At 33.4% G+C, this 26,899-nt stretch carries 13 protein-coding genes; 8 read left to right on the forward strand and 5 right to left on the reverse strand.

The features are described from left to right. Window positions 1–8: 8 nt before the first annotated feature. From rsmA to AW729_RS07670, 4 genes are all read right to left on the reverse strand, one after another. A complete protein-coding gene (rsmA, locus tag AW729_RS07655; RefSeq protein WP_112124554.1) occupies window positions 9–824 on the reverse strand; it encodes a 16S rRNA (adenine(1518)-N(6)/adenine(1519)-N(6))-dimethyltransferase RsmA in 816 nt (271 codons plus the stop codon). 81 nt (window positions 825–905) lie between these two features. After that, window positions 906–1,265 carry an RNA polymerase Rpb4 family protein gene (locus tag AW729_RS07660; RefSeq protein ID WP_112125261.1) on the reverse strand — a complete coding sequence of 120 codons (360 nt, stop codon included), beginning with the start codon at window positions 1,263–1,265 and terminating at the stop codon, window positions 906–908. 5 nt (window positions 1,266–1,270) lie between these two features. Then, window positions 1,271–1,567 (reverse strand): 50S ribosomal protein L21e, encoded by a 297-nt coding sequence (locus AW729_RS07665; RefSeq protein WP_112124555.1) that lies wholly within the window; start codon window positions 1,565–1,567, stop codon window positions 1,271–1,273. 420 nt (window positions 1,568–1,987) lie between these two features. Beyond that, window positions 1,988–3,187, reverse strand: coding sequence for a tRNA pseudouridine(54/55) synthase Pus10 (locus tag AW729_RS07670; protein WP_112124556.1), 1,200 nt, complete (start codon window positions 3,185–3,187; stop codon window positions 1,988–1,990). A gap of 523 nt (window positions 3,188–3,710) precedes the next feature. Between AW729_RS07670 and AW729_RS07675 the strand changes: the two genes are divergently transcribed. Together AW729_RS07675 and AW729_RS07680 are read left to right on the forward strand one after the other, a co-directional pair. Continuing rightward, on the forward strand, window positions 3,711–4,544 hold the full coding sequence (locus AW729_RS07675; RefSeq protein ID WP_162685851.1) for a transposase: 834 nt from the start codon (window positions 3,711–3,713) through the stop codon (window positions 4,542–4,544). Further along, entirely contained in the window at window positions 4,531–5,025 is a 495-nt protein-coding gene (locus AW729_RS07680; protein WP_162685852.1) for an RNA-guided endonuclease TnpB family protein, read from the forward strand. Before AW729_RS07675 ends, AW729_RS07680 begins: the two co-directional genes overlap by 14 nt. Before the next feature lie 539 nt (window positions 5,026–5,564). Here the strand turns inward: AW729_RS07680 and AW729_RS07685 are convergent. Further along, window positions 5,565–7,181 carry an AarF/ABC1/UbiB kinase family protein gene (locus tag AW729_RS07685; protein ID WP_112124559.1) on the reverse strand — a complete coding sequence of 539 codons (1,617 nt, stop codon included), beginning with the start codon at window positions 7,179–7,181 and terminating at the stop codon, window positions 5,565–5,567. 816 nt (window positions 7,182–7,997) lie between these two features. On the opposite strand from AW729_RS07685, the gene AW729_RS07690 reads away from it, so the two are divergent. From AW729_RS07690 to AW729_RS07715, 6 genes are all read left to right on the forward strand, one after another. After that, complete coding sequence (locus tag AW729_RS07690; RefSeq protein ID WP_112124560.1) at window positions 7,998–8,699, forward strand: DUF2162 domain-containing protein; 702 nt, start codon at window positions 7,998–8,000, stop codon at window positions 8,697–8,699. Between the two features lie 10 nt (window positions 8,700–8,709). Further along, window positions 8,710–9,357, forward strand: a complete 648-nt coding sequence (locus AW729_RS07695; protein ID WP_112124561.1) for a MotA/TolQ/ExbB proton channel family protein — start codon at window positions 8,710–8,712, stop codon at window positions 9,355–9,357. After that, window positions 9,344–9,652, forward strand: a complete 309-nt coding sequence (locus tag AW729_RS07700; RefSeq protein ID WP_112124562.1) for a DUF2149 domain-containing protein — start codon at window positions 9,344–9,346, stop codon at window positions 9,650–9,652. Before AW729_RS07695 ends, AW729_RS07700 begins: the two co-directional genes overlap by 14 nt. Before the next feature lie 19 nt (window positions 9,653–9,671). After that, window positions 9,672–17,333: a cobaltochelatase subunit CobN gene (locus AW729_RS07705; protein ID WP_112124563.1), complete on the forward strand. Its 7,662-nt coding sequence runs from the start codon at window positions 9,672–9,674 to the stop codon at window positions 17,331–17,333. Between the two features lie 199 nt (window positions 17,334–17,532). Next, window positions 17,533–22,422 carry a DUF3344 domain-containing protein gene (locus tag AW729_RS07710; protein WP_112124564.1) on the forward strand — a complete coding sequence of 1,630 codons (4,890 nt, stop codon included), beginning with the start codon at window positions 17,533–17,535 and terminating at the stop codon, window positions 22,420–22,422. Window positions 22,423–22,835: 413 nt separating this feature from the next. Next, a complete protein-coding gene (locus tag AW729_RS07715) occupies window positions 22,836–26,750 on the forward strand; it encodes a glycosyltransferase (RefSeq protein ID WP_112124565.1) in 3,915 nt (1,304 codons plus the stop codon). The last annotated feature ends 149 nt before the right edge of the window (window positions 26,751–26,899 follow it).

Here is a 26,899-nt window from a genome sequence, read left to right on the forward strand (position 1 = left end):
GATTAATTTTATAATATTTCTTCTATTATCTTTGATATTTCAAGTATTTCATCAGGCGTTAACTTAAATACCTTTTCATCAAGTAAATAATTATCAACCATACCTAATTTATCTTTTAACACTTTTTTATCCTGTTTTAACTCATGTGCTGACTGTATGAGTGCTTTTCTGGCTTTTTTGTTCCGATGCTGGAATAACGCTCTTGTTACATCATCAAAGTACTCCGGTAATTCCACATAATCCTTAGGAATCAATTCTATCACGGCACTGTCAACCTTTGGCTGTGGAACAAAACAGGAAGGCTTAAGCGTCTCTATAATTTTAACGTCACATCTATAGTGTAGTGCCACGGATAATCGTGAGTATTGCTTTGTGTCAGCTTCGGCGTTCATCCGTCGTGCAAATTCATATTGATACATAAGCACAGCCTTCTTGAATTTACAGCATAAAAGTTTAAATGTAATTGGACTTGATATTTGATATGGAAGATTGCTTACTACTTTATCGAAGGCCGGAAAATCCATCTTCAAGGCATCATCATTTATTAGCTCCACGTTAGTTATATGTTCCTGTATCAGTATTTGTCTGAGTATGTCTGCTATCACAGGATCCTTTTCTATTGCTATTACCTTTTTAGCCCTTTTTGCCATTGCTATGGTAAGTGTACCAATACCTGCACCTATTTCCAGTATTGTTTCATCCTCTTTAATATCGGCTGCAGAAAGTATCTTTTCTACTTTGTTGTTGTCAATGAGGTAGTTTTGACTTTTGTTTTTATCCAAGCGTATATTGTATTTTTTAAGTAATTTTTTAGTATTTAGCATAGAATATGATTCCTTATTCAGTTTTAAAAATAGTCTCTTCAATTGTTGGTGGTTAGATAAGTAAAAAATAGAAGAGTGGAATTATCGGTATTGATCCACTAAGTCAAGGATACTCTGTAATGTTTCTGTTTCAATAATTCCTCTTTCTTTTGCAAATATTAAGCGAAGATCATCAAGATCTTCTGGCATGATATCTACTACTTTAACTGCTTGGGCAGGTGTAAGATACTCTTCTAATTTGCCTCTTAACTCTTTTGCATCTTCAGCATCTAAGAGTGCGAAGTTATTCACGTACTCGATTGTTAGTGTTTGTTCATATGTGAATTGGTGACCATCGACTTCATTATTTTCATCAGCTTTTTCCTCTACCTTTTCATTTAGAAGAGCTCTTGCTTCTGATACTGTTATAGGTTCACTATCGATGACTTTTTTTCCAATCATCATAATCACTCTTGTTCTTGTAATTTAAGATGTTCAGGTCTTATAATTAATTCTTTTGCTTTGTTACCATCTTTAATAGCAACAAGGTATGCTTTTCCTTTTGTACCTACAACTTCACCGGTTAATCCGTGGAATCTTGGGTGTGGTTGTCCTTTTTGGAAACTAGAATCGGTTATTATATGAACTTTCTGACCTTTTTCAAATACTTGAATTTTTTTACTTATAATGTTAGCTCGTTTTGGTCTGATACTTTTTTTAAGTTTGTATCTTGATCGACTTTTAAATCCTTTTGATTTTTTCATCTTATCATCTCGTTTTTTTAATAGAATTTATTTTTTTTATAGGTTTGTTGATGCCGTGATTATTGTTATAGGTTTTTAGGTTAATCACATGCTCATATAGGTTTTTATTAGCTACATTAATTAGCACTAATTATTATCTAATTCCATAAAATGTTATTTCTTCTATTACTATTCTTTAGAGCTAGAAAAGAATATTTAAAATTAAACATAGTTTTCCCTTATAATCTTCATAAATGAATATCACTTTTTTTCCATAATTAATAATAGGTTTCTTTAGGAAAATTTCTCGCGATAAAACAAGATTATGGTCTATGTTTTAATACTGTATAATATATATCATTTTTATAGTTTATAAGTATATCTATTTTTTATGGATGAAAAAAATAGGATTATATTTATTAAAATAAATATAAATGGGGTTTATTCGGGAATATGAACTTCCAACACATCCAATTGACTGCATATTGCCGGATTATTGGTAATACTACTTATACTCGGGATTGTACGTCCATTATCTCCAGATATCAGTTCTTTAATATATAGTCCACCCTGACATTTAATTGTTAACTTAAGATTTTTACTGTCTATCCGTTCTGCTTCAAGTTTATCGATGCTTCTAGTTCTAACCAAATCCGCCCGTCTTTTCTGGACTCTAACGGGTGTTCTCTGATTAATCACGTGAAGACTTTCAATTTTTCTAATGTCCTCACTTGTAACGCCATTGTCAAATGTTGCTATTGCCCGATATATCTTGTAGCTTTCGGTTGAACTATTTTTAATACTTGCAATACGTTCTCTTGTGGTAAACTTCAAATCATTAACTTCAATTTTTCCATCACTATGGCTGTTTATCAGTCTTCTTAAAAACTTAAGATTGATATTTCTCTTAAACGGGTGTTTAACTTCCATTACAAAGGGTCTTCCATCACCCAGCATCAATACGTCAATATCCTCCCTACCGGAGCCGTGAAACTTGGTATCGTTTCCTCTAGTCATTGGCAGTATTTGACCGGCTATCAGTCCCTCGACGGTATCATTGTATTGCTGACCGGTATGATTACATTCCGGACATCCCCTGCCCTTACAATTGCTGCATGGCCATTTTGTCTGTGGGATGCCACGCTGCAGTTTACGATATTTTCCCTCAATAAACAATGGATTGGTATCAACAAATACGTTAACGTTTGATACTTCGGGATATGGACTATTGTCAAATGGGGAATCCTTTATCTTAAGCATTATGACAACATCCGGCTGTTGAAATTCAATTTTCTTGTTTAGTCTTTTAGCCACCAGTACACCTATGTCCCGTTTAATATGGTGATTAATGTCATCATGACCCTTATAGTTCAGGTGTTTATATGCCTTTTTTTCTCTCTTTAATATTTTTTTACTATTGATTTGGCAAGCCATGATAAAGGAGTCAAATTCAAGTCCCAATATTCTTATTTTATGTTTTACAAGAGAAAGTATCTGTTCTTCCTTTAACAGAAGGTTATCACAGATGCTGCAACGCTGGTTGTTATGTATAAGTTTAACATCCGCGGATTGTCTTTTCTTGGGATTTTTATAGATTCTTGAACGACACTTGTGGCATATGGCAAAATCATCTTCTTTCATAATATGGCCCCAGTTATTGATAATATAATATATTGGTATAATCTCTAATTAACTATTCTATTAAAATTGTGTTGTAAAATTATATGGGCTCTTTATCAAATATTATGAAAGAGAAATGAATGGAGTTTAATGATTTGGATATTTGTATCAAAATATTTATTGTTATTTAGGCTTTGTAGAAAACATATATTGAAACGAAAAAAAAGTCACCAAAACTCTTTTTTAAATAATTAAAATGATAAAATACAGAAAGTATACACTTGAAATTTATATGTTACACTTGCAACAAGTGTAAACATGATTTTATAGAATAATTATAGTTATAATAGTAATACACGAAAGAATAAGTATTTATAGTAAAAATAGAATAGATATTATTATGAAAACAGGAAATACCTATTCTATAAATAAGTATATGAATTCTATACAACTTAAACTTTTCGATTTTGGAATGCAAAGACATAAAACTCCTTCGTTATTTCAATTATCAAAAATTGAAAAAGTCGATTTAACTGGCAATATGATGTTAGATTTTGTTTTAACAGCATATAATTATGCTAAACTAACCTTTAAAAAGTATTCTTCACAATATTCTAAACAAAAATACACACAACCACAATTATTTGCAATTTTAGCATACAAAACATACAATAAATACGATTATAGGAATACAATAGAAAATTTAAAGGTATCTACTAAATTACAAAAGGCTTTAAATCTTAAAACAATACCTCATTATACAACTATCCAAAAATTCTTCAAAAAACTACCAGTTAAAAAATTAAATCAAATTAACACATTACTTTTACAACATTTCCCTGTATCTGAATGTTATTTCAGTTTAGATGGAACAGGATTCACTAATTCATATTCCGACATATATTACAACAACAGAACTAAAAAAACACGTCGTAGCTATATCAAAAATCACATTACAGTGGATTCAAAATATATGTTAATAAGACATCACAATGCTACAAAAGGACCAAAATATGATACAAACTTTGCAATAAGTGCAATACGAGCAATACGATGTTATAAACCAACATACATATTAGCAGATAAAGCATACGATACAGAAATTATTAAACAAACAATTACTGAAGAAACAACCGCATTAACCCCGATACCTGTAAAAACAAGACAAAAAAGTGGTACATATAGAAGCAAATGTAGGGCAATATTCAGACCTCAGGTATATAGATTCAGAAACCAAGTTGAAGGAGTAAATAGTGTTGAAAAAAGAAAATTTAGTGGAATAAACAACAGTAGAAGCACTAATTTACAAATAAAAGAAACAAAAATGAAAAATGTGTTTTATAACATTTACCGATCAATTCAAATTGTACAAAAATAGGGATTTCTACAGAGCCAGAAAACTATCCAAAAAAGAAATTGGCAGCAAAAACTACAATAAAATCAAAAAGAAGATAGCCCTAGCATATGAAAAAAGACATAACATACTAGACTATCATTTCTATAAGATAGCACAACGATTAACAGAAAAATATCACATAATCTCTATGGAAACACTAAACATCAAAGGCATGCTAAAAAACAGCAGACTATCACGAAGTATACAAGAAAAATCATGGCACATGTTCACCAAAATACTAGAACAAAAAGCATACGAACACGGACGAAAACTAATACACATAGACCAATGGTACCCATCCAGCAAAACATGCAACAACTGCCAATACCACAAAGAAGACCTAACACTAAACAACCGAACATGGACATGCCCCCATTGTGGTAATAGACATGATAGGGACATTAATGCTGCTAAAAATATACATCATGAAGGATTAAAAATAATTAATCAAATACAATATTGATTACTATATTTATTTATATGAACCGAGGGTTTCCCGGGGATCGCCTGTACCACTTACTATGCTGCGTTGGCGGCAATTAGGCAGGAATCAAATGACAAATACAATTACTCAATATGAGTGAGAATTGTATATTGATGAAGAAAGGATAATATTGAAATAGAATATTTCCCTCTGTAAAAAATTATATTTGAGTTATTACTCATACTTCACTCAAAGCAAGGTTTTCTACAGAGCCGTTATTTAAAGAAAATGGGAGAATTTTAATCGAAAATTAGGGAAAACGGGTCATGTCAATCGGGATGTAAAAAGCCACTTTTATAAAGCAAGAAGCTTTATACATAAATAATTAAAAAAAGAATGAGGGAATGTGCAGACAATTCTCAATTGGGTGTATCCTGTATCATTTATAGAATATTAAAGTTGAAAATATTCCCAGTTGGATAAATAATCATTTGGTTTTCATGACACGAAGGATTGTCGCACACCTCATTTAAATCCCTTGGGTGTTGAATATTTCTGGATTATAGGGAAGTAATTTCTTATCTGCCGTATAAATAATTTATAACGGATATCATACCTAAAATGAACGTTACTATATAACCTAAGACTGCAATTAATGGCATGTCAAATAGCATTGGGCCCCTGTTTATTGTCATAACTATTGAAGAACTCATTAAAAGTGCGGCAATAATCACAACCAATGAAAATTTGCTTACAAGACGATCAAGTCTATCAATTTCAAATTTAAGCTTCATATCTCCATTATTTATTTTATGGACTATGTTTGTTAAAAGAGAAGGTAATGTTTTCAGCATATTTTTATAGTAAATTATACTGCCCTTCTTGTTCATAAGGCTATCTTTGATGTTGGTTTTTTCTTCCATTACTTCTTTGACTATAGGTTCAATTATAGCCATGAAGTCCATATTGGAATCCAGTGAAGAGGCATCAGATTCAATCATTGATATTCCCCTGGACATTGAAACAAATTCATTAGGAAGTATTACCCCATAATCTTGCATAAGATCAAGCAATTTGTCCAATATTTCATTTAATTTGGAGGAATTTCCTTCAAAGTATCTGAAGAACATTTCACGAAGGTCACGTTTTAAATTTGTGGTATCCATATTATAGCTTATAATGCCCATGTACATGAACTGATTGATTAAACCATTAACATCCTTGTCTGCAAGCAGCATTAACAATTCACAGAGATCATTTCTAAAGTCGTCATCAAGAATTCCGACTGATCCTAAGTCAAGATAACATACAATATTGTCCTTTAATATCATTATATTTCCTGCATGGGGGTCAGCATGGAAATATCCATCAATCAAGACTTGTTTCATAAAGGATTCAACGGCACGTTTGGCCAGAAGCGGTTTGTCAAATTCTTCGCTGTCACTTTCATATACTTCATGTAATGGAGTGCCCTCAATAAATTCCATTGTAAGAACTTTTGGCGTGCAATAGTTTGAATATGCGATTGGAATATGTATTGTTTCATCTTCCGAGAAATTTTCGGCCATGTGTCTCATGTTTATCAGTTCATTGGTAAAGTCAAGTTCTATATGTATTGAATGGTCAAATTCATCAATCATACCCGGCAAGTTATATTTTCTAAAATTCTCATTATGCTTATGAATTTGAGATACTAAGTGTTTCATGATGGCCAGGTCATATTCAAGTGAATCGGCTATACCTTCCTTTTGAACCTTAACGGCAACTTTTTCACCTGTGATTAATTTTGCTACGTGAACTTGACCGATTGATGCGGTCGCAAGACTTTTTTCTGAAAATTCTGCAAACAAATCCTCGATATTACTGTTTAGTTCCCCTTCAATTATTCTTTTTACTTCATCAAAACTGATGGGTGGATTGTCATCTTGCAGCTTTTCAAATTCAGTTGCAATTCGTTCTCCCACCATATCGGGTCTGGTACTTAATAGTTGACCTAATTTAATAAAACTTGTTCCCAATTCCTGAAACATCAGTCTTAAATTCACGGGAAGTTCCGGGTCTAATAATATATCGTATTCGTCATCTTTTGAAGGAAGAATCTTTTCTTTTATTGTTCTTTTTAATAGGTTTCCAAAACCATATTTTCGCATTGCAGCAGTTATTTCACGTATACGTTTTTTCATTTCTTTATCCATTTTAAATCACACAGAATTTTTAGATAATTTTTAAAAATTTTATTGTTATAATATATTTTCTTTAAAAGATATATATTTTTTTTAAAAAAATAAAGGATACTGTAAAAATGTATAGGTTTTTTTCAAAAAAAGTTTACATATCTGAAATTCATATCTTTCTTTAAAATTATTATTTTCATGTTTGAAGTTAATTTTTATATCACAAAAAAGGGTAATATATAAATTAAATTTGATGAAATTCCAGAAGTATTATAACAATTTATGGAAAAACAGGTACTCAATTTTATAGACAGATCTTAATATGCCTAAATAATCCATTAATAGAAAAACATCAAATTAGAGAATTGCTATAGAAACATTAATTATAAAATAATAAAAAACGATACAAAACTAGAAATGGAATATTAATTTATTTATATTATCAATGGTGGATTTCACTGATAAAAAGAGAATATGATTTAAGCCTATAAAAGTTTACATCTTCATATTTTCTTGAAAAAGGCTAATGGATTTTCATAAATGGCATTTTTTTATTCTAGTTACTACTTTTTTTACAATTAAAGGTAGTTTTATGAATATTTTGGACAAATTATTTTTTTATGTACTTAAACACTCATTTTTATCTAATTTCCATTACTTTTATTTTTAATACATATTTCTATTTTTGGCAGATTTCTTTTGAATAAATTCATTTAAAAAAAATTATATTAATATAGTATTTCTAATATATAATATAACAATGTATGATGAATTTTAAAAAAAGTATTACAAATTATTTTTTAATATAAATACATGTAATAATTAGGTGTGTTAGAAATGTTAGAAATGTTATGGCAATTGGGCGTGTTATCTGCAGTTCTAATTTTTGGAGTAAAAATTGGTATGGCCATGGGTTTTGCAGGCTTGACAAAAAAACAGGTTCTTTTGATATCATTAATCAATGCAATTAGCATAATAATTTTATCAAAACTTTGTGAACCTTACACGGATCAATTGTATCAAGTAATAAATCAATATAGTTATGTTCTTTTTGGATTAATGGCTATAATTATTTTAATAACGGGCATTCATACAGTTAAAGAGTGGAAAATAAATCATAAAAGTCATGCTACGGCAACATGTTTGGCATTGGTGGTACCATGTCCTTGTTGTATAGCTGCAATAATCGGTTCAATAATAATTGTAGCACCAATAATCAGTATATCCACAGTATTATTGGGAAGTCTATCTGCATTTTTATTGGTATTAACTATTGTGATTGTTTATCTGTTTTCTGAGAAAATAGTCCGATTAATTAACAAACCATTTCCGATTGTACTTGGCAATTTCATGATTTTTGTAGGTTTATATTTCTTAATAGCTATGAGTATTTTACCAAATTTAAGTAGGGTGTTATTGGATAACTATGATTCATTCTCCATCAGTATACCCTATGAGTTATTGAGGGTATTTTCAGTACTTTCATTGGTAATTATTATAGCATTTATTGTCAAATCCAAAAGTAATTATTTAAATTAGTGGTGATATTATGTCTACAATGACGGCAACGGGATTATTAACTACAATCATAAATGTAGTGGCTGGAAGTTTGATTATACCTGTTTTAATATTATTGGTAATATTCATATTACTTGTTTTAATTCAGATAGGTGGACTTTTGGCCGAATATTCACATAGGGTAAAAATATCGGATGAGGAATTAAATTCAATAATTAATCAGATTAATGATTCACAAAACTCCGAGGAGATACTTGATATAATTCAACAAAGTAAACTGAATAAAAACATTAAGGAAACATTAATAAAGGTACTCAATACTGACAATCTTAAACCAAATACAAAAGAGGCATATGTTCGTAAAATCATTGAAAATGAAGAGTACAACTATGCACAAACCTTGAGAAAAACCGAAATAATTACAAGGGTCAGTTCCGGTTGCGGATTATTGGGAACACTGATTCCATTAGGACCGGGACTTGCATCATTAGGTACGGGAGATGTTGCAACATTGTCCACGCAGTTAATAATAGCATTTAACACTACAACTGTGGGTTTAAGCTGTTCATTGGTCGCATATGTAATCTCAAAAATTAGAAAGATGTGGTATGGTGATGATATTGGCTTAATATACACCATAAGTGAAGCTATAATGGAGGAGAACAATGCTAAGAGATAACAGCAGGTCTTTTATTGATGATGAAGAGGAAGATCCTACGGCTAGTCTTGTTAATATGGTTGATATAATGCTGGTATTGGCGGTGGGATTTTTAATATTGGCCATAACCGCAACAGGAGTTATGGACATGTCCTCGAATACTCAACAGTCCCATTCGCAGATGGTGGATGTGGAGGAAGGACAGGAAATACCGAATGATATAGAACAAAGTGACAGTTCAGGTTCAGGCTACTCTCAGGTAGGAACGGTTTACAAGGATCCAAAAACTGGAAAGCTGGTAATGGTGGACAGTTAATATATGGTGGAGTGATATTTTGAATAGAAACATATTCGCGGATAAAAGAATCATTTTATTGTCCTTCACATGTATCCTTATCTTTTCATGCATGGTCACGGTATCTGCAGATTCCGAATATCATAGTAAAGAGTTGGAAACAATAGATAATGGAACGGTCAGTGGAGGATTATATTCCGATTCATACTTTGGTTATGATGATAAGCATATAAATGTAAACTATTCCAATACAATAAATCGGGTAAATACATATTCATCAACGGGGGATACTCCTTCATCAGCAGATAGGGATAATTCACAAACATCAACAGATTCCTCAATAAACACCAATTCAAATTCGGCAAATGCCCAAACAAGTACTCGGGACAATGATATTGAAGTCAAATTTGATGATAAGAACGTAACATACATCTATAAACCATTGGATTCCAATGCAAAGATAAAATCAGCACATCTGATGGTTGCAGTTTATATGGCAAATATGAATAGGAACTATCCTGTTGACATGGAATTAACGTTCAATGGAAAGACATATGTGAACGAAACATTAAGCAGCACATACTCTAATTCAGAGGGTCCGGTAATAATCAATGATAATATTAACAGAGTTACAAGTGACTATCTGATACATTTCAATGTAACAGATAACATGGCATTAACAGGAAACTATATACACATCGACTTGACGAAATCGGAATCAGCTGTCGTTAAAATGGCTACATTGCTTGTAGCATATGATGACGATGATTATGACCTATATTACTATACGATAAATTATGGACATGATGTTGTAAATATCGAGGATTATACTTCTTCAACAAGATTCCAAGGAGTATACTCTGGTTCAAGGGTATATTATGCTAATTTAACATCATATTATTTGGCAAGCGTAAATGCCGCATATAAATTCAATGGTAAAACTTTGGAAAATTATCCACCTCAAGGAGGATATGATGGGGTTTGCAGTTGGAACGTTACAAATAAATATCATGTGGGAACTAATAATAATGTCCTTGAATATTCAAGGTTAGGTTCATACTTTAAAATATTCGCTTCAACAATGCTTGTCAAATATTATAACTCCAAAATGCTACCTGATTTAACTGTTGACAGTGTATATGTAAATCCAAATGATTATAAATATAATAATTCAGTATTTTTGGATGATGAAAATGAAATAGTTGTAAATATAAAAAATACTGGTGCAAGAAAGGCAAATAAATTCAACGTATCCTTAAAATTAGATAATAATAAGTATACAAAAACATTATCTTCTTTGGATACCTTTGAAGATGCGGCCGTGGTATTCAATGTTGGATACAATAAAAATGTCAGCAACGTTAATCTGTCGGTCATAATCGATGAGGAAATGATAGTTTCAGAGGTATCACGGGTAAATAATATCTACAATGCATCATTCAACACTACATATACAAAATTCGCTGATCTAAACATTAGTGATATTGTACTTGAAGATAATATAATACTCAAAAACAAGACTAGAATTAAGGTAAACATTACAAATAACGGTCTTAGAAAATCAGATGAATCAACTGTAAAAATATACATATCCGATGATGTAACGAGAATATTAATAAAAACAGTTAATCTTGAAAAGTTGGATATAAACGAGTCACAGATTATAGATGTGGATTGGACTCCCAACGATTATGGATTGTTCGTACTTGAAGTTGTTGTGGATGAGAATATCGAGGAAATAGATTATGACAACAATCAATTGAATTACACCATAATAGTAAATAATCCTAATTTGCTATCCATATTTATAATAAGTGATAATTCAGGTACAAATTCCTATAATCAGGCAAGTAAAACTTTACTTGAAGACTATGCCGGATTGATAAATATACAAATCAGAACGGATAACCAAGCCGTTACAATGTCAAATCAAGAATTAAGTACATATCTTGAATCTGCAGATATAGTAATAGCCGATTGGCTAAGTTCTGGAGTATATGAAAAGATTAATGCCATAATTAAGGATAATCCCAACATAATAAAAAATAAAAATAACAAAATATTCCTAATACTCGAACCGCCTGTATCTACAACGGCAAGTTCTGTAGAAATCATAAAGAATTCAACATTCTACATTAAAGGGGTAAACAAGTTATCCTCTTTAGCAAATGTGGGTATTGATGTATTATATGATTACTACTTCAATACAACGAGGGGATTGAGCTATTCAAGTGTTTATGACTACATAAGCAATGTCCATGAAATACCTGCAATATACAATCAGGCAACATTATATAAGGATTTAAGCAGTGTCGACGCCGATAGAAACATGATTTTATGGTTATTGAATTCCATAAATTCAAAAATGTTCAACAAGTCATACACCTTGCCTCCGGACAGGCTAAACACTCCCGTTTATGGTATTTATCGTGAAAAATGGTATTCCTCCTTGGATGATGAGGCTAACTGGATTGATGGTTATGAAGAATATGCAAGAGATTATATCAATTCATCAAGACCTACAATCGGAATTATTGAAAGTAAAATGTATGTTGATTCACAACAACTACAACCATATTACGCCATAATATCAAGACTAGAATCATTGGGATTAAATGTCATACCAATAGTGGCATATGGTGGAACAAATGAACAACTGGAGGTAATGTTAAAAACATTTACAAATGCAAGCACACTTGAAGAATTGAATTCCGGAAAATGCAATATACGAATAGATGCAATGGTAAATATGGTGGCATATGGTTTGGGCGGAACGGACTTTGATAAGGTAACGCCATTTTTCAGCAAGTTAAACATACCTATACTCAAGGCAGTTCACTCCGATTACGTGTCAAATACAGAGTATACATTAGGAACAACGGGATTGGGTGCACTTGGAGGAGATAAATGGTGGCATATAGCAATAAGTGAAGCTCAAGGGGCCGTCACTCCAACATTTGTTGGAGGATATGCCTATACGATAGACGAAAATACCGGGGCATCCATCAGCGGATATGTACCGCATGACGGTAATATAGAGGTACTGGCTAACAGTCTTTATAACTGGGCATTGTTGAAATACTTGTCTAATGAAGATAAGAAAATAGCAATATTGTACTATAATTATCCTCCGGGAAAACAGAACATAGCCGCAAGTTATATGGATCCGGTTGAAAGTACATTGAACTTACTGAACGTATTGCAAGAAAACGGCTATGATGTAAAAAACATACCTAAAAACTCAACAATACTATTGGCACAGATGTTATCACAGGGAACAAATGTGGCCAATTGGGCTAATGGACTTGTAGAGGTAATGGTAGACTTCAGAAATTCATCCTATGATGAGATATACGGTTATCAGTACAACAATACCTATAAAATAGATTTGGAAAACATGACCGAAGAGGAGATAAATGCTCTAAAAGACACCCCTGGAGTACTGTTATATCCTGTAGCCGAATTTAAAAAATGGTACGATAAGTTGGATGATATTAGTAAATTGACAATATCCGAAGGACCTGTGGCATATATAGGTGAATACTCAAGAATTGCAGTATCACTCAACTATACCAACTTTACAGAAAACATCGACGACTGGTACAATGGGGTAAAGGAATTAATACCATCAGCAAAGATTAACTTGGTTCTTCCATTGATAAATAATATCACATCCCTTCTGAAGTCATATGTAAAAACGGCTAACCAGTCATACTATGAGGAATACCTACAACTTAAAGAGGAATTCCTATCATATAATATTGAAGGATTATCCGGTTGGGGAGAGTTTCCTGGAAATATAATGGTAGTTGAAAGGGAAGGCATAAAGTACTTCGTGCTTCCTGGTATACAATATGGAAATGTATTCATCACGCCAGAACCTCAGAGGGGATGGGAAGGTAATGCTGAACAGTTATACCACAATACCATAGTTCCACCACACTACCAGTACCTGGCATTGTATTCATATCTACAAGAACAGGGCTATAATGCAATGGTATTCATGGGAAGACATGGAACTCACGAATGGCTATCAGGTAAGGAAGTACTATGTTCCGATACGGATTTCACCACAATCATGACGGGTTCAATTCCGCAGATATACTTCTATATTACCGATGGCTTATCTGAAGGATTAACGGCTAAACGCAGAGCATCAGCAGTCATAATAGATCATTTAACTCCACCGATGACACTGACCAATCTTTATGGTAATCTTTCATATATCCATACATTGACTGAGGAATATGAAGTGGGGGATAATGATAAAAGATTAGAACTGGCTCAGCAGATGCGGCAAATAATAATCGACGAAGAATACGATAAGGACATGCAGATTAACGTGTCTGCATTGGACGATGATGAATTGGTAGCACAGGTCAATGACTATATAAATAGCCTAACAAGTACATTATATCCTTATGGAGTACATGTAATCGGACAAAACTGGTCTGATGAAGAAATAGGATTGCTGGTTACATCCATGTTGTCCTCTGAATATGAATATAATGAAGCTGGGGATACAACATCACTGTTAAATGAGATGGCTTATCTATTGGATGGTAAAGACTATGCTAGCTTAACGAATTCGAAAAAATCCATAGCACAAACAAATAGTTTAAACTTTATAAACAGTTTGATTGTCAATGGCATGGCTGAAACACTAAGTAACATAACGGATAATCCATCAGAAGGTCTTAATAAAACCTGTCAATTGGCATTAAAATACATCAATACATTAAAAGAAAGTACGATAAATGAGGTACAGAGCTTTTTAAATGCTTTAAATGCTGGTTATATTGAACCTGGAAGTGGTGGAGATCCAATAAATAACCCTAAAGCAATTCAAACAGGTAAAAACTTCTATCAGGATCAATCCTCAGAAGTACCAACAAAATCGGCATATGAAAAGTCAAAAGACCTGCTGGACGTAACATTGGAACACATAGATAATGAAACAAATAAGATCGTGCTTGGAATATGGGATACAGAAACAGCACGTGATGATGGACAGTTAATATCCCTCGTACTTAGATTATTGGGTATGAAACCGACATGGTCCTCTTCACCAAGTGCAGGAGCAGATGGTAAAAAATTAAGGGAAACTCCCGAATATGAAAAATTGGAGGACATGTACAGACCTGAAGGATATAATAAAACACGATTGGATGTTGTAATAGTACTTGATGGAAACTTCAGAGACTTATACAGTCGTCAAGTAGGATTACTAGATAAGGCATTTAGAATAGCACTGGCACGTTCATATGACACTATCGTGAATAATCAGACATTGATTGATGAATACGGGGATGATTTGTTTAAAGCCATAAATCCAATAATGGAAAATATCGGATATTATGGAGTATCATCAGAGTCCCTGGAAGAAAATGCAGTAGCGTCAAATTGGATTAGGGACTTTAAGCATTATATGGCCTTGAACATGACACCGGAACAGGCGGGCGAATTTGCCATAAGCAGAATCTTCGCTCCCCCTGAAAGTGACTATGGGGCATTAATCAGTCAGGCCGTAAGACAAAGTTGGACATTTAACGATACAAAGGATTTGGCATTAAAATACATAAATCGTATGGGTTATATCTATTCAAGCACAAACTGGGGAACATATAACTCTAATGTATTGGAACAATTGCTCAACGGCACTACTTCATTATTCACAAGCAGAAACACAAACCTTTATGGTGTAATTGATAACGACGATTACTTCGATTACTGGGGTGGTTTATACAATGCTATGGGTTATATAAACAATAAGGACATCTCATTCAATGTTATCCGTTACGGTGAAAATATAAACACATCAATAACGGAAATTGGTCAATTCTTGAAACGTGAAATGAACTCAAGGTACTACAACCCTCAATGGATTAAATCAATGATGGAACAAGATTATGCCGGATCAAGTTACATGTCTAAATTCGCCTCAAACCTTTATGGATGGGCATCCGTAACAGATAAAGTAACTAATAAGGATTGGGATAACCTTGTAGGTGTTTATATTGATGATAAATATGGATTGGGTGTTAACAAGTTCTTAACGAATGGATATAATTCATATGCTATGATATCCATTACCGGAACCTTGCTAACTGCCGCTTATGAAAATAAATGGCAGACTGATGATGATACATTGAGAAAAGTTGCAGATATATGGGCTCAAAGTGTCATAGACAATGGTGTGGCCTGTTGTGACTGTAGTTGTGGTAATGTATTGATGATGGACTGGTCACTCAAATACATTAATCCCGACTTGATGAGCAGATTAAAGGCTAAGTTATATCAGGCAACACAAGATAAAAGATTTTATGAAGACGGATATGGTGAAACTGATAATCCTAACGGAAACATGAATGGTACAAGTGATGCTGATACGAACAATACAAATGATGAAGGTACAAATAGTACCGGTAACGCTACCGGTAACACCACCAACAACAGTACTGGAAACGGTACCGGAAATGCAACGGGCAATATGACTGATGTTACCGGAAACAGTACCGGTAATAGCACGTCATCTACAAATACTACTGATACTAATAGTAACACAAATGGCACTACCAACACCAATAGCACTACACATACCAATGGCACTACCAACACCAATAGCACTACACATACCAATAGCACTACCAATACCAACAATACAAATACTCCGGATAATGGTAATTCCACCACTAATCCTACACAAAATAACACAAATACAAATACGACAAATACAAATGCCACAAATTCAAGTGCACCCATAACTAATGACACGGTTCCGGCCGTAAATACTACAAATATTACAAGCAACATCACAAATATAACAGATGTGAACATGACAAATGTAACGAATTCTACCATCAACACGACTAATACTACAGCACCAGTAGTCAATGTGACAAATACCACCGTTCCAACTATCAATGATACAAACAGTACAAATGAATTCATCAATGTAAGCGATGTGGATATTACCAATGCAACTAATTCAAGTACAAATGTAACCAATAATACAGGTCCAACAAGCAATATTACAAACACAACACCTACAAATACTACAAATCCAAATGAAAACAATGTAAATGTTACTGATAATGAAAATAACACGGAAGTGGCAAATCAGACTACTGAAGTTGTCAACGATACTGTCGATGAAAAAGATGATGAAAACGTTAAGACTCCTGATACAAATATAACAAACAACAATACAGTGGAAAATCAAAGTGTCGTTGAGAATACCACAGTACGAAATGATACTCAAACATCATCAATAAACAACACACACAACAGCACATTGGAAAATAGAAATAATACGGATGAGGTTTCATCAAAAAACAATGATGTAGATAATTCAGAAAGTAATCAAAATAGTATACCACCCGAATCATCAGAAAATGAGCAGCAAAATCAGCAAACAGATCAACCAGTTGACAATCAGCAAAATTCGGTTAATGATAATTCAGTTAAAGAAACGCCTAGTCCAAAGGTTTCTGAATTGACAATCACCAGCCAGAATAAAATGGATTCTGAAGGCAGTACAACTGCCGCTACTGCTACTGTAGGTAAGATGCATGAGTTAATTACTTCAAAAAAAGGATCAGCCATAACGGATTCGGCTATGTCTGCTCTGTCAATAATCTTTGTATTGAGTTTATTAGTTGCAATAGCATATGGTTATTATAACAAAAGGAATTTAAACTAAATTTTCCTTTAAATCCCTATTTTTTTTATTACTTTTTTTTCAAAAATACTCTAAAAAGTAATACTTTTTTTTAAATAAATATTAAATATTTATAAAATCAACTACCATATATAATTTTAGAAGTGATAATTTTTCGTAATTTGGTATTACTTTTTCACTTCTACTTTAATAATATAACTTTAGAATAAAAGGTGAAATAATGAATAAAAAGATACTGATGGTACTTTTTATTTCACTGACATTGATTATGTGTTCGGCAGTAGCCGCAGAAAACTTGACTACTACAGAACAAGGTGAAGTAAACGGTGGTGTTTATTCACATGCCGTTCAAAAAACACCCTATGGTAATCAACAAGCTGGTGGCAATTTAGAAGAAGTATCATTTAATATAACAAATAAGGAAGAATCGAACATAAACCCACAAAAAAGTGCAGATACGGGCACTCCCACAAATTCTTACAATACGGGAAGTGTTACGGAAACCACTCAAACAATCAAAGACATACAAAATGCAAGATTATACACTATGGTTTATGTACAAAGTACTAACAATAGATATGGGGCAGTAGTAAACATCTCTCTTGATGGAGATAATGACGGATCATATGAAACTGTACTAGAAAACAATAGAGTTTTACAGATTGCATCCAGCCAGGATGCTACGGTTTACACAGTTAATGAAAACATCACTCGTGTATATTCCGACTATTTATTATCCTATGACATTGCAAACTATATCCATGCAGATACATTAAATGTCAAGGTACAGACATATAGTGGTCAAGATATGGGAGTAGCGGATGCAAAAATAAAATGTGTCGGATTGTTGGCCGCATACAATGTTGATTCATCAAATGAAAGATACACATACTGGTTCAATACTGGTCATTCATGGACTAATGAAAAATCAGAAACGACATTTGCAACAACTGGCAAACCTCTTCCAGAAACGGCAACATTAATACAAGTAGCAACATCATCAGCTAAGTCAGACGTATATGTAAACGGCATATCATTTGAATCTGAAAATCCTTCAGGTTACTTTAGTGAAAGTGTATGGGATGTATTGGATGTATATGATAATGAATCAGATGTTGTTCTTGAAAATGAGGCAACAGGTGGTTTGTATGGAGCTACATTTAAAACAATCGCCGCTACACTAGTACTTACCTATACGGAAACTAATCCTGAGCCGGTTGTTAAAGTAGATAAGGTTAAAGTGTCATCTAACGGTGGAGATGCATTGGTATATGTAACCAACAATATTCAAGCAACCCTAAGTAATGAAGGTTCACAACTTGATAGTGCAAAATTAACATTAAATGTTGGGGACTTCTCACAGTCAGTCGATATAAGTAATTTGGATAATAATCCACAAACATTCACATTCAATTACACTACTGATGAAAAAAATGATTATGAATTGTTCTTGGTATTGGATTACCTGAATGGTACGGTTGAAACAATCTATTCTGATAACTTAGTTGTCAAATACAATGGTTATATGGGTAAATCATTCACCGGTGGAGAAAATTTCACTGAAAAACGTGAATACGAAGGATTAAACACATTGGTGATAATACCCGTACATGATTATCAATCCGCAGATTGGCAAATGGTCACAAGCACTATTAATGCTAGCAAATACGGATTGGATGATATGGAAAAAATTGTAGATATACTGTATTATCAACCATATAACTGGGACTATGGTTATGTGATGAATACATATCAACTCTCAATAAATGATTTGGAAATCTCACCAATAGCCCAATATAATGATACAAAAGGATTTGGAAATCAATGGAACTTCCCATCAGGATTATTGGTATATAATATTTCAAATTACTTTAAAGCAGGACAAAACAATGTATTTAATATAACAAGACTCAATGATGATAAATTAGCATTATACACTGGCTACATAGTGGCAGTATATGAAAACGCTACACAACCATCAATAATAAAAATTACAGAGGAAACCGACTTATTAAATACCGAAAGTTCCGGTTATGGAACAAACAGTACAACAGCAATATCATATGCCGTATATGAAAACATAGATACAAAATACCTAAATTCAACAAAATTATGCGTAATAACCGGTGCTGCTAACTGGCCGGACAGTAACATATTCCTAAATGATAAAAAATATGGTTCAATGTCTGATAACTGGAATACAACTCAACAAATGTCATTTAGTACATATGACGTTGATAATTTGGTCAACGGAGAGAATATTGTTACATTACAAAGCGTAGAGGATAATCTAGTAATATTCAGTACAATATTGACAATGACCTATAATGAACCATTAATAAATGTAACAAATCTTGGAGTAACATCCAACAGTAATAATTTCTTTGTCAACGTAAATAACACTGTTGAAGTAACCCTTAAAGCAGAAGGCAGACATTCACCAATTGAATTAACGTTAAAAATTGATGATGATGAATTAACACAGACTGTTGATGATATAAATGACATTAAAACAGTTGACTTTACATATATTCCTACAAGCAACGGTACCAAGAACGTGGAAGTAATCATCAAATACCTAAATGACAGCAGCGTAAGTGCTTATACAGGTACATTAACTGCTTATTATAACGGTTACATGGGTAAGTCATTTACTGGTGGTGAGAATTTCACTACTAAACGTGTTTATGAAGGTAAGAATACTTTGATTCTTGAGCAGTTTGATTATTATAATTGGAATGATAATTCTAGGGCGGTTTATGATGCTTCAGCTTTGGATGCTGGTAAGATTGTTGATGTCTTGTATTATCAGGGTTATAATTGGGATAAGTATTTGAATTTTACTTTGATGGTTAATGGTGTTGAAAGTCCTCTTATTGCTAGTTATAGTGATGCTAAGGGATTTGGTACTTATAATTATCCTAGTGGTGTGATGGTCTTTAATGTTACTGGTCAGTTTGTTGCTGGTCAGTCTAATGAGATTGTTCCTATGCAGGGTGTTAATAATTCCAATATACTTTATGGTGGTATTTTAGTTGTTGTTTATGCTAATAATACTGATATGACTAGTATTATGATTAATGAGGGTTCTGATTTGTTAAATCCTGAAGCTAGTGGATTGACTTCTAGTGATTATACTGTTGCGTATGCTAATTATGAGGGTGTTGAATCTGGTGATGGTGTATTGTATGTGATTTCTGCTGCCAGTGATAAGGCTGATGGTAGTAAGATTTTGTTCAATGGTGAAGATGTTGGATGTATGGCTGATAGTTATGATTCGGTTTCAAAACTCAGTATTGTGAAATCTGAAGTCGGTAATGTTGTTGATGGTGATAATCTTGTAACTTTACAGAGTATTAATGATAACCTCTTTGCAATGGGAACAATACTTGTATTAAGTTATGAAGTGCCTAATGTTGTCGTCACTGACGTTAATGTCACTGCAAGTAAAGGTGATTTGCTTGTAGATACTGATAACATTGTCAGTATTGGCATTTCCAATGATGGTGCACCGTTTACTGGTACTTTGAATGTTGATGTTGACGGAAGTGTTTCCAGTGTGGTTCTTGAGGACTTCGTTGGTTATAAAGTTGTTGACGTGACTGTCAATCCAAGTACTGTCGGTGCTAAAGATGTTAAAGTGGATCTTATAGTTGATGATGAAAGTCAAACATTATATGAAGGCACTCTTATGGCATATTATAACGGTTATAGGGGTAAGTCATTTACTGGTGGTGAGAATTTCACTACTAAACGTGTTTATGTAGGTAAGAATACTTTGATTCTTGAGCAGTTTGATTATTATAATTGGAATGATAATTCTAGGGCGGTTTATGATGCTTCAGCTTTGGATGCTGGTAAGATTGTTGATGTCTTGTATTATCAGGGTTATAATTGGGATAAGTATTTGAATTTTACTTTGATGGTTAATGGTGTTGAAAGTCCTCTTATTGCTAGTTATAGTGATGCTAAGGGATTTGGTACTTATAATTATCCTAGTGGTGTGATGGTCTTTAATGTTACTGGTCAGTTTGTTGCTGGTCAGTCTAATGAGATTGTTCCTATGCAGGGTGTTAATAATTCCAATATACTTTATGGTGGTATTTTAGTTGTTGTTTATGCTAATAATACTGATATGACTAGTATTATGATTAATGAGGGTTCTGATTTGTTAAATCCTGAAGCTAGTGGATTAACTTCTAGTGATTATACTGTTGCGTATGCTAATTATGAGGGTGTTGAATCTGGTGATGGTGTATTGTATGTGATTTCTGCTGCCAGTGATAAGGCTGATGGTAGTAAGATTTTGTTCAATGGTGAGGATGTTGGATGTATGGCTGATAGTTATGATTCGGTTTCAAAACTCAGTATTGTGAAATCTGAAGTCGGTAATGTTGTTGATGGTGATAATCTTGTAACTTTACAGAGTATTAATGATAACCTCTTTGCAATGGGAACAATACTTGTAGTATCCAACCCAATCGAAACAACACTCAAAGTAGATACAACCGAATTCACAGCAGGTGAAAAAGCAACAATCCAAGCAAGCATATACTACGGTAACGCAGTATTAAGTAACCTTAACAAAGGTAAAGTATCCTTCAAAGTAAACGGCAAAACACTTAAAGATGAAAATGGTAAAGTAATCTATGCAAAAGTGGTAAACGGTACTGCCAAAATAGAAAATTATGCTATACCGGATTCATGGATAGGTTCTAACGCTGAAATACAAGCAATATACTCAGGATCTGTAGATTTGGATTCATTAAAAAGCGAAAAAGTATCACTTAATGTTACAACTGCCGCTCTAACAATCACAACCAATGATGTAACTGCAACAGCAGGAGAAGATGTTAAACTAACAGCAACAGTAACGGCCGGAAATTCCATAATCAACAATGGAAAAATAGTCTTTAAAATCAACGGTAAAACGGTTAAAGATGAAAATGGTAAAGTAATCTATGCTAAAGTAGTAAACAATCAAGTAACAGTAAATTACACATTGCCTGAAGATATGAAAGTTGGGGACTATAAACTAACTGCAGTATTCTTGGCTACTGGATATGATAGGGTTGAAGATACTAAAACGTTAACAGTAGTAGAAAATTAAATAATTAACTTATTTTCCTTTTTTTTCTTTTTTTAATAATTTATTATCTTGATGATAATGTATTTTAGCCATTTTTGAATATATTCTATTTGAAATTATTTGTTGGAGTTTATCCACATCATGATTATGCAAATAAATTTTAGAAAAATAATCCTCAAGAAATAAATGTAATTTAATTATGCCTGGCCATCAAAATATTGCCGGTTGTTGAAATTACTCCGATAATCATGAATGTGTTTTGACGTTAAATTAACTTACATTATTTTATATTTAAATTTTATTAATCCCATCTATATATTTCAACATCCACCATTCATTTTTTTTATTTTCTATTATTTCTCCTCCTTTTTAAAATGTTATATATTATTTTAGATAAATAATCAATTATTATAAACCAATAGGTAGTGTCAACATTGTTAAAGGAATTACTCAAAGATAAAATTAATAGTAAAAAACAGCAGGATGCAAGAAGACTGATAGTTGAAGGGAATCTATTCGACTATGAATATTATATCAATCAATATCCACAAGTAACACAAGAGAACATGGATTTGCTGGATCATTACTTGGAAATAGGATATAAGGATGGTTTAAATCCATCAGAAGACTTTGATACAAAATACTATCTTAAGATGTATGGGGACGTACGCGTATCAAACATTAATCCACTCGTCCATTACGTATTGTATGGAGCCAAAGAGGGACGTAAATGCAGCAGTAAATTAACTGATGATGAAATAAACACATATAAACAACTGATATATGACAATAACCTTTTCGATGAGGAATACTATTATACGCAATATCCGGAACTTAAAGACACTAACCTTGATTGCTTCACCCATTACTTGCTTGTTGGAGCAGATGAAGGGGCCAACCCCTCAAAACAATTCGACACTGTATACTATCAGATAAATAACGAGAACAAGATAAACGATGACATGAACCCACTGATACACTATGTAGTCAAGGGGATGGATGAACAGTTAAAAACACACCTGGAATTAACTCAGGAGCAGGTGGATGCATGTGTACGTATAATCGATGACTCAAATACATTCGATGAGGAATATTACGTATCACAAAAAGAAGAATTAAAAAATCAAAACATCAACCTCATAGAACACTACGTTAAAGAAGGGGCATTCGATAGGTTAAATCCATCCAAATCATTTGACACATCAGTATATCTTGAATATAACCCTGATGTAAGGGCAAAGGCAAATAACCCATATGTTCACTACCTGCAAAGCGGTAAAAAGGAAAACCGTGTACCATTAAAGACAAAGAAAATGCAAAGACATGACCGTGACTATGAAAATTACATAGCCCACCAGGTGGATATCATCGAAAAGTCCGGATTATTCGACAAGGAATATTATCTTGAAAAATATGATGATGTAAAATACTACCTAATAAATCCTATAGAGCATTACGTGACCAAAGGTGCATATGAGGGGAAAAATCCTTCAAAAGACTTTAATTCAAACTATTATCTTTATTATAACCCTGATGTCAAGGAAAACGAACAAAATCCATTGGTTCATTATATTACAGTTGGTAAAAAGGAAGGAAGAGGACGAACAATAAGTCATATTGTAAATAAGGATGAAAAATACTATGAAAGGGAAATCTATGAAAAAACACGGGAATTCGGATACACCCAATACACCAATGCACCGATGGTATCCATAATACTCTTGAACAGGGATGGGGCACATCACCTAAGAAGACTATTCAAGACATTCAAACAAAGAACCACCTATCCCAATTATGAGATGATCATCGTGGATAACAATTCCACAGATGAATCAATCGACATAATCAACGAATACGCGGATGAATTAAACATCACACTAATACAAAACGAGGTAAACAGGAGCTTTTCATACGCCAATAATCAGGCAGTTGAAATAGCTAAGGGCAGCTATTTGCTGTTTTTAAACAATGACATGGAGGTATGTCCCGGATGGCTAAACCACCTTATGGACACGGCACTATCAGACAGCAACATAGCGGCGGTAGGTTCAAAGTTGATATATCCTGATGCATCATCATCAGTTTACAATACTGAAAAATCATATACCATCCAGCATGCGGGCATAGTGTTTAATCAGAAGGATGGATATGTGCGTCCATATAACAAGGATAACGGCATGCCATATGAATTTGAAGACAACACACCAAAAGAAAGGGTGGCAGTAACAGCAGCTACGCTATTGGTGGAAAAATCCAAGTATATGGAAGTCGGTGGATTTGACAATGAATATGAATACGGATTTGAGGATGTGGATTTATGTTTAAAGCTATACAGGAAGGGATATAAAAATTACTATAATCCAAAATCAGTACTCTTCCACTATGAATTCGGTACACAGGAATCAAATGAACAGGACATTGTAAGAAATCGCAGAATAAGAAATAAGGAAGTATTTACTAAAAAATGGAACACATGGCTTAAAAAAGAAGTATTCCTCGATAAAATCAACAACAATCAATTATTCACTGACAATCCATTAAAGGTGGGATTGGTCGTATCACAAAGGGGAAGAAATGTACAGGCAGGAGATTTCTTCACTGCACTGGGATTATCCGACAGTCTTGTAAAACTTGGCTATAAAACAGAATTTCTGGCCATAAATCATAGTGAATATGAAAGCAGTGCCTACGAGGTCGACAGCGACATTGACGTTGTCATATCACTTTTGGATAAATATGACATTAACCAGATAGAATCAGAAAACACAATGCTTGTAAAGATTGCATGGGTAAGAAATTGGATAGAAAGATGGGTAGAACAGGACTTCTTTGAGGACTTTGACTTGGTACTGGCCTCAAGTAAAAAAGCAATGGAATACATTAAAGAACATACAGGATTCAACCCAATACTATTTCCTATAGCAACGGATACCTCAATGTTCAACACAGATATCAAAGCCGTTGATGAGTACAGGTGTGACTACTGCTTCACGGGTAGTTTCTGGAATGCCGACCGTGATATAATCAACTGTTTAAGTCCTGATGATTTGGAGTATAGCTTTAATCTATACGGGGCCAATTGGGAAAAACTGCCTCATTTGAGAAAGTATCATAAGGGCTTTATCAACTATGAACAAATGCCCCGGTTATATGCATCAACAAAGATAGTGATAGATGATGCAAATCACGTGACAAAGGAGTATGGATCAGTAAACAGTCGGGTATTTGATGCATTGGCATCAGGAAGACTGGTAATTACAAACGGGGTGCTGGGAAATAATGAATTGTTCAAGGGACTTCTACCGGAATACCACTCCAAGGAAGATTTAAATAAAAAGATAGAGTATTATCTTCAAAATGACGATAAACGTGATGAGTTGGTACTTAAATTACAGAATATGGTACTCAGTAATCATACATATGACATAAGAGCAAATCAATTCGTGTCAATACTTGCAGATTACGTCAGTCATCCTAAGGTATTAATCAAGGCACCAATACCTAGAAGCAAGAATAAATTCGAGTGGGGGGATTACTTCTTCGGAAGAAACCTACAAAGAGAATTCAACAACAAGTCATACTACTCAAAGATACAACTGCTTGATGACTGGGACAATCTTAACGATGGATTATATGACATAATACTCGTACTTCGTGGATTATCCGTCTATACTCCAAAGTCCCAGCACTATAATATAATGTGGAACATATCACACCCGGATGACATAACACTGGGTGAATACAATAGCTTTGACAAGGTATATGTGGCCTCAGCATACTGGGCGGACAAATTAAATGAATTGCTTGATGTTGATGTGGAAAGTCTACTTCAATGTACCGATATAAATAGGTTCAAAAATCAATATGATGAGGAGTATGATACGGAATTATTGTTTGTTGGAAACTCAAGATTGGTCTATAGAAAGATTCTAAAGGATTTGCTTCCTACTAAACACCAGTTAAGGGTATATGGTGCCATGTGGGAGTCAATCATTGATGAAAAATATCTATATGGTGAATACATCTCCAATGATGAGTTATACAGGGCATATTCATCTACCAAAATACTGCTCAATGATCACTGGGATGACATGAGAGAACGTGGATTCATATCAAACAGGATATTTGATGCAATAGCATGTGGAAGTGTCATACTGACAGATCACGTAAAGGGTATAGAGGACTTGTTCCCGGAGGCAGTGGTATACTATGATAAGCCGGAAGAACTTGAAGATAAGATTCAGGAAGCATTGAAAATCAAATCAGTCAATCCTGATCTTGTCAAGGAACATACATATGAAAGAAGAGTAGAAAAGATCATATCCGATTATGAAGAGTTATCTATTTAATTGTTGAAGGTTATTTAATATCTTTTTATCTTTAATTTTTTTGTAATAAATGGGTTTTTCCGGATTGTCTTACTCCCGTTATTATTTTTATTTCTTTTGTATCCTTTAATTTATTGAGCTTGTTTAGATATGAAATTCGTTTAACCATA

The sequence above is a fragment of the Methanosphaera sp. BMS genome (assembly GCF_003268005.1).
Taxonomy (GTDB): Archaea; Methanobacteriota; Methanobacteria; order Methanobacteriales; family Methanobacteriaceae; genus Methanosphaera.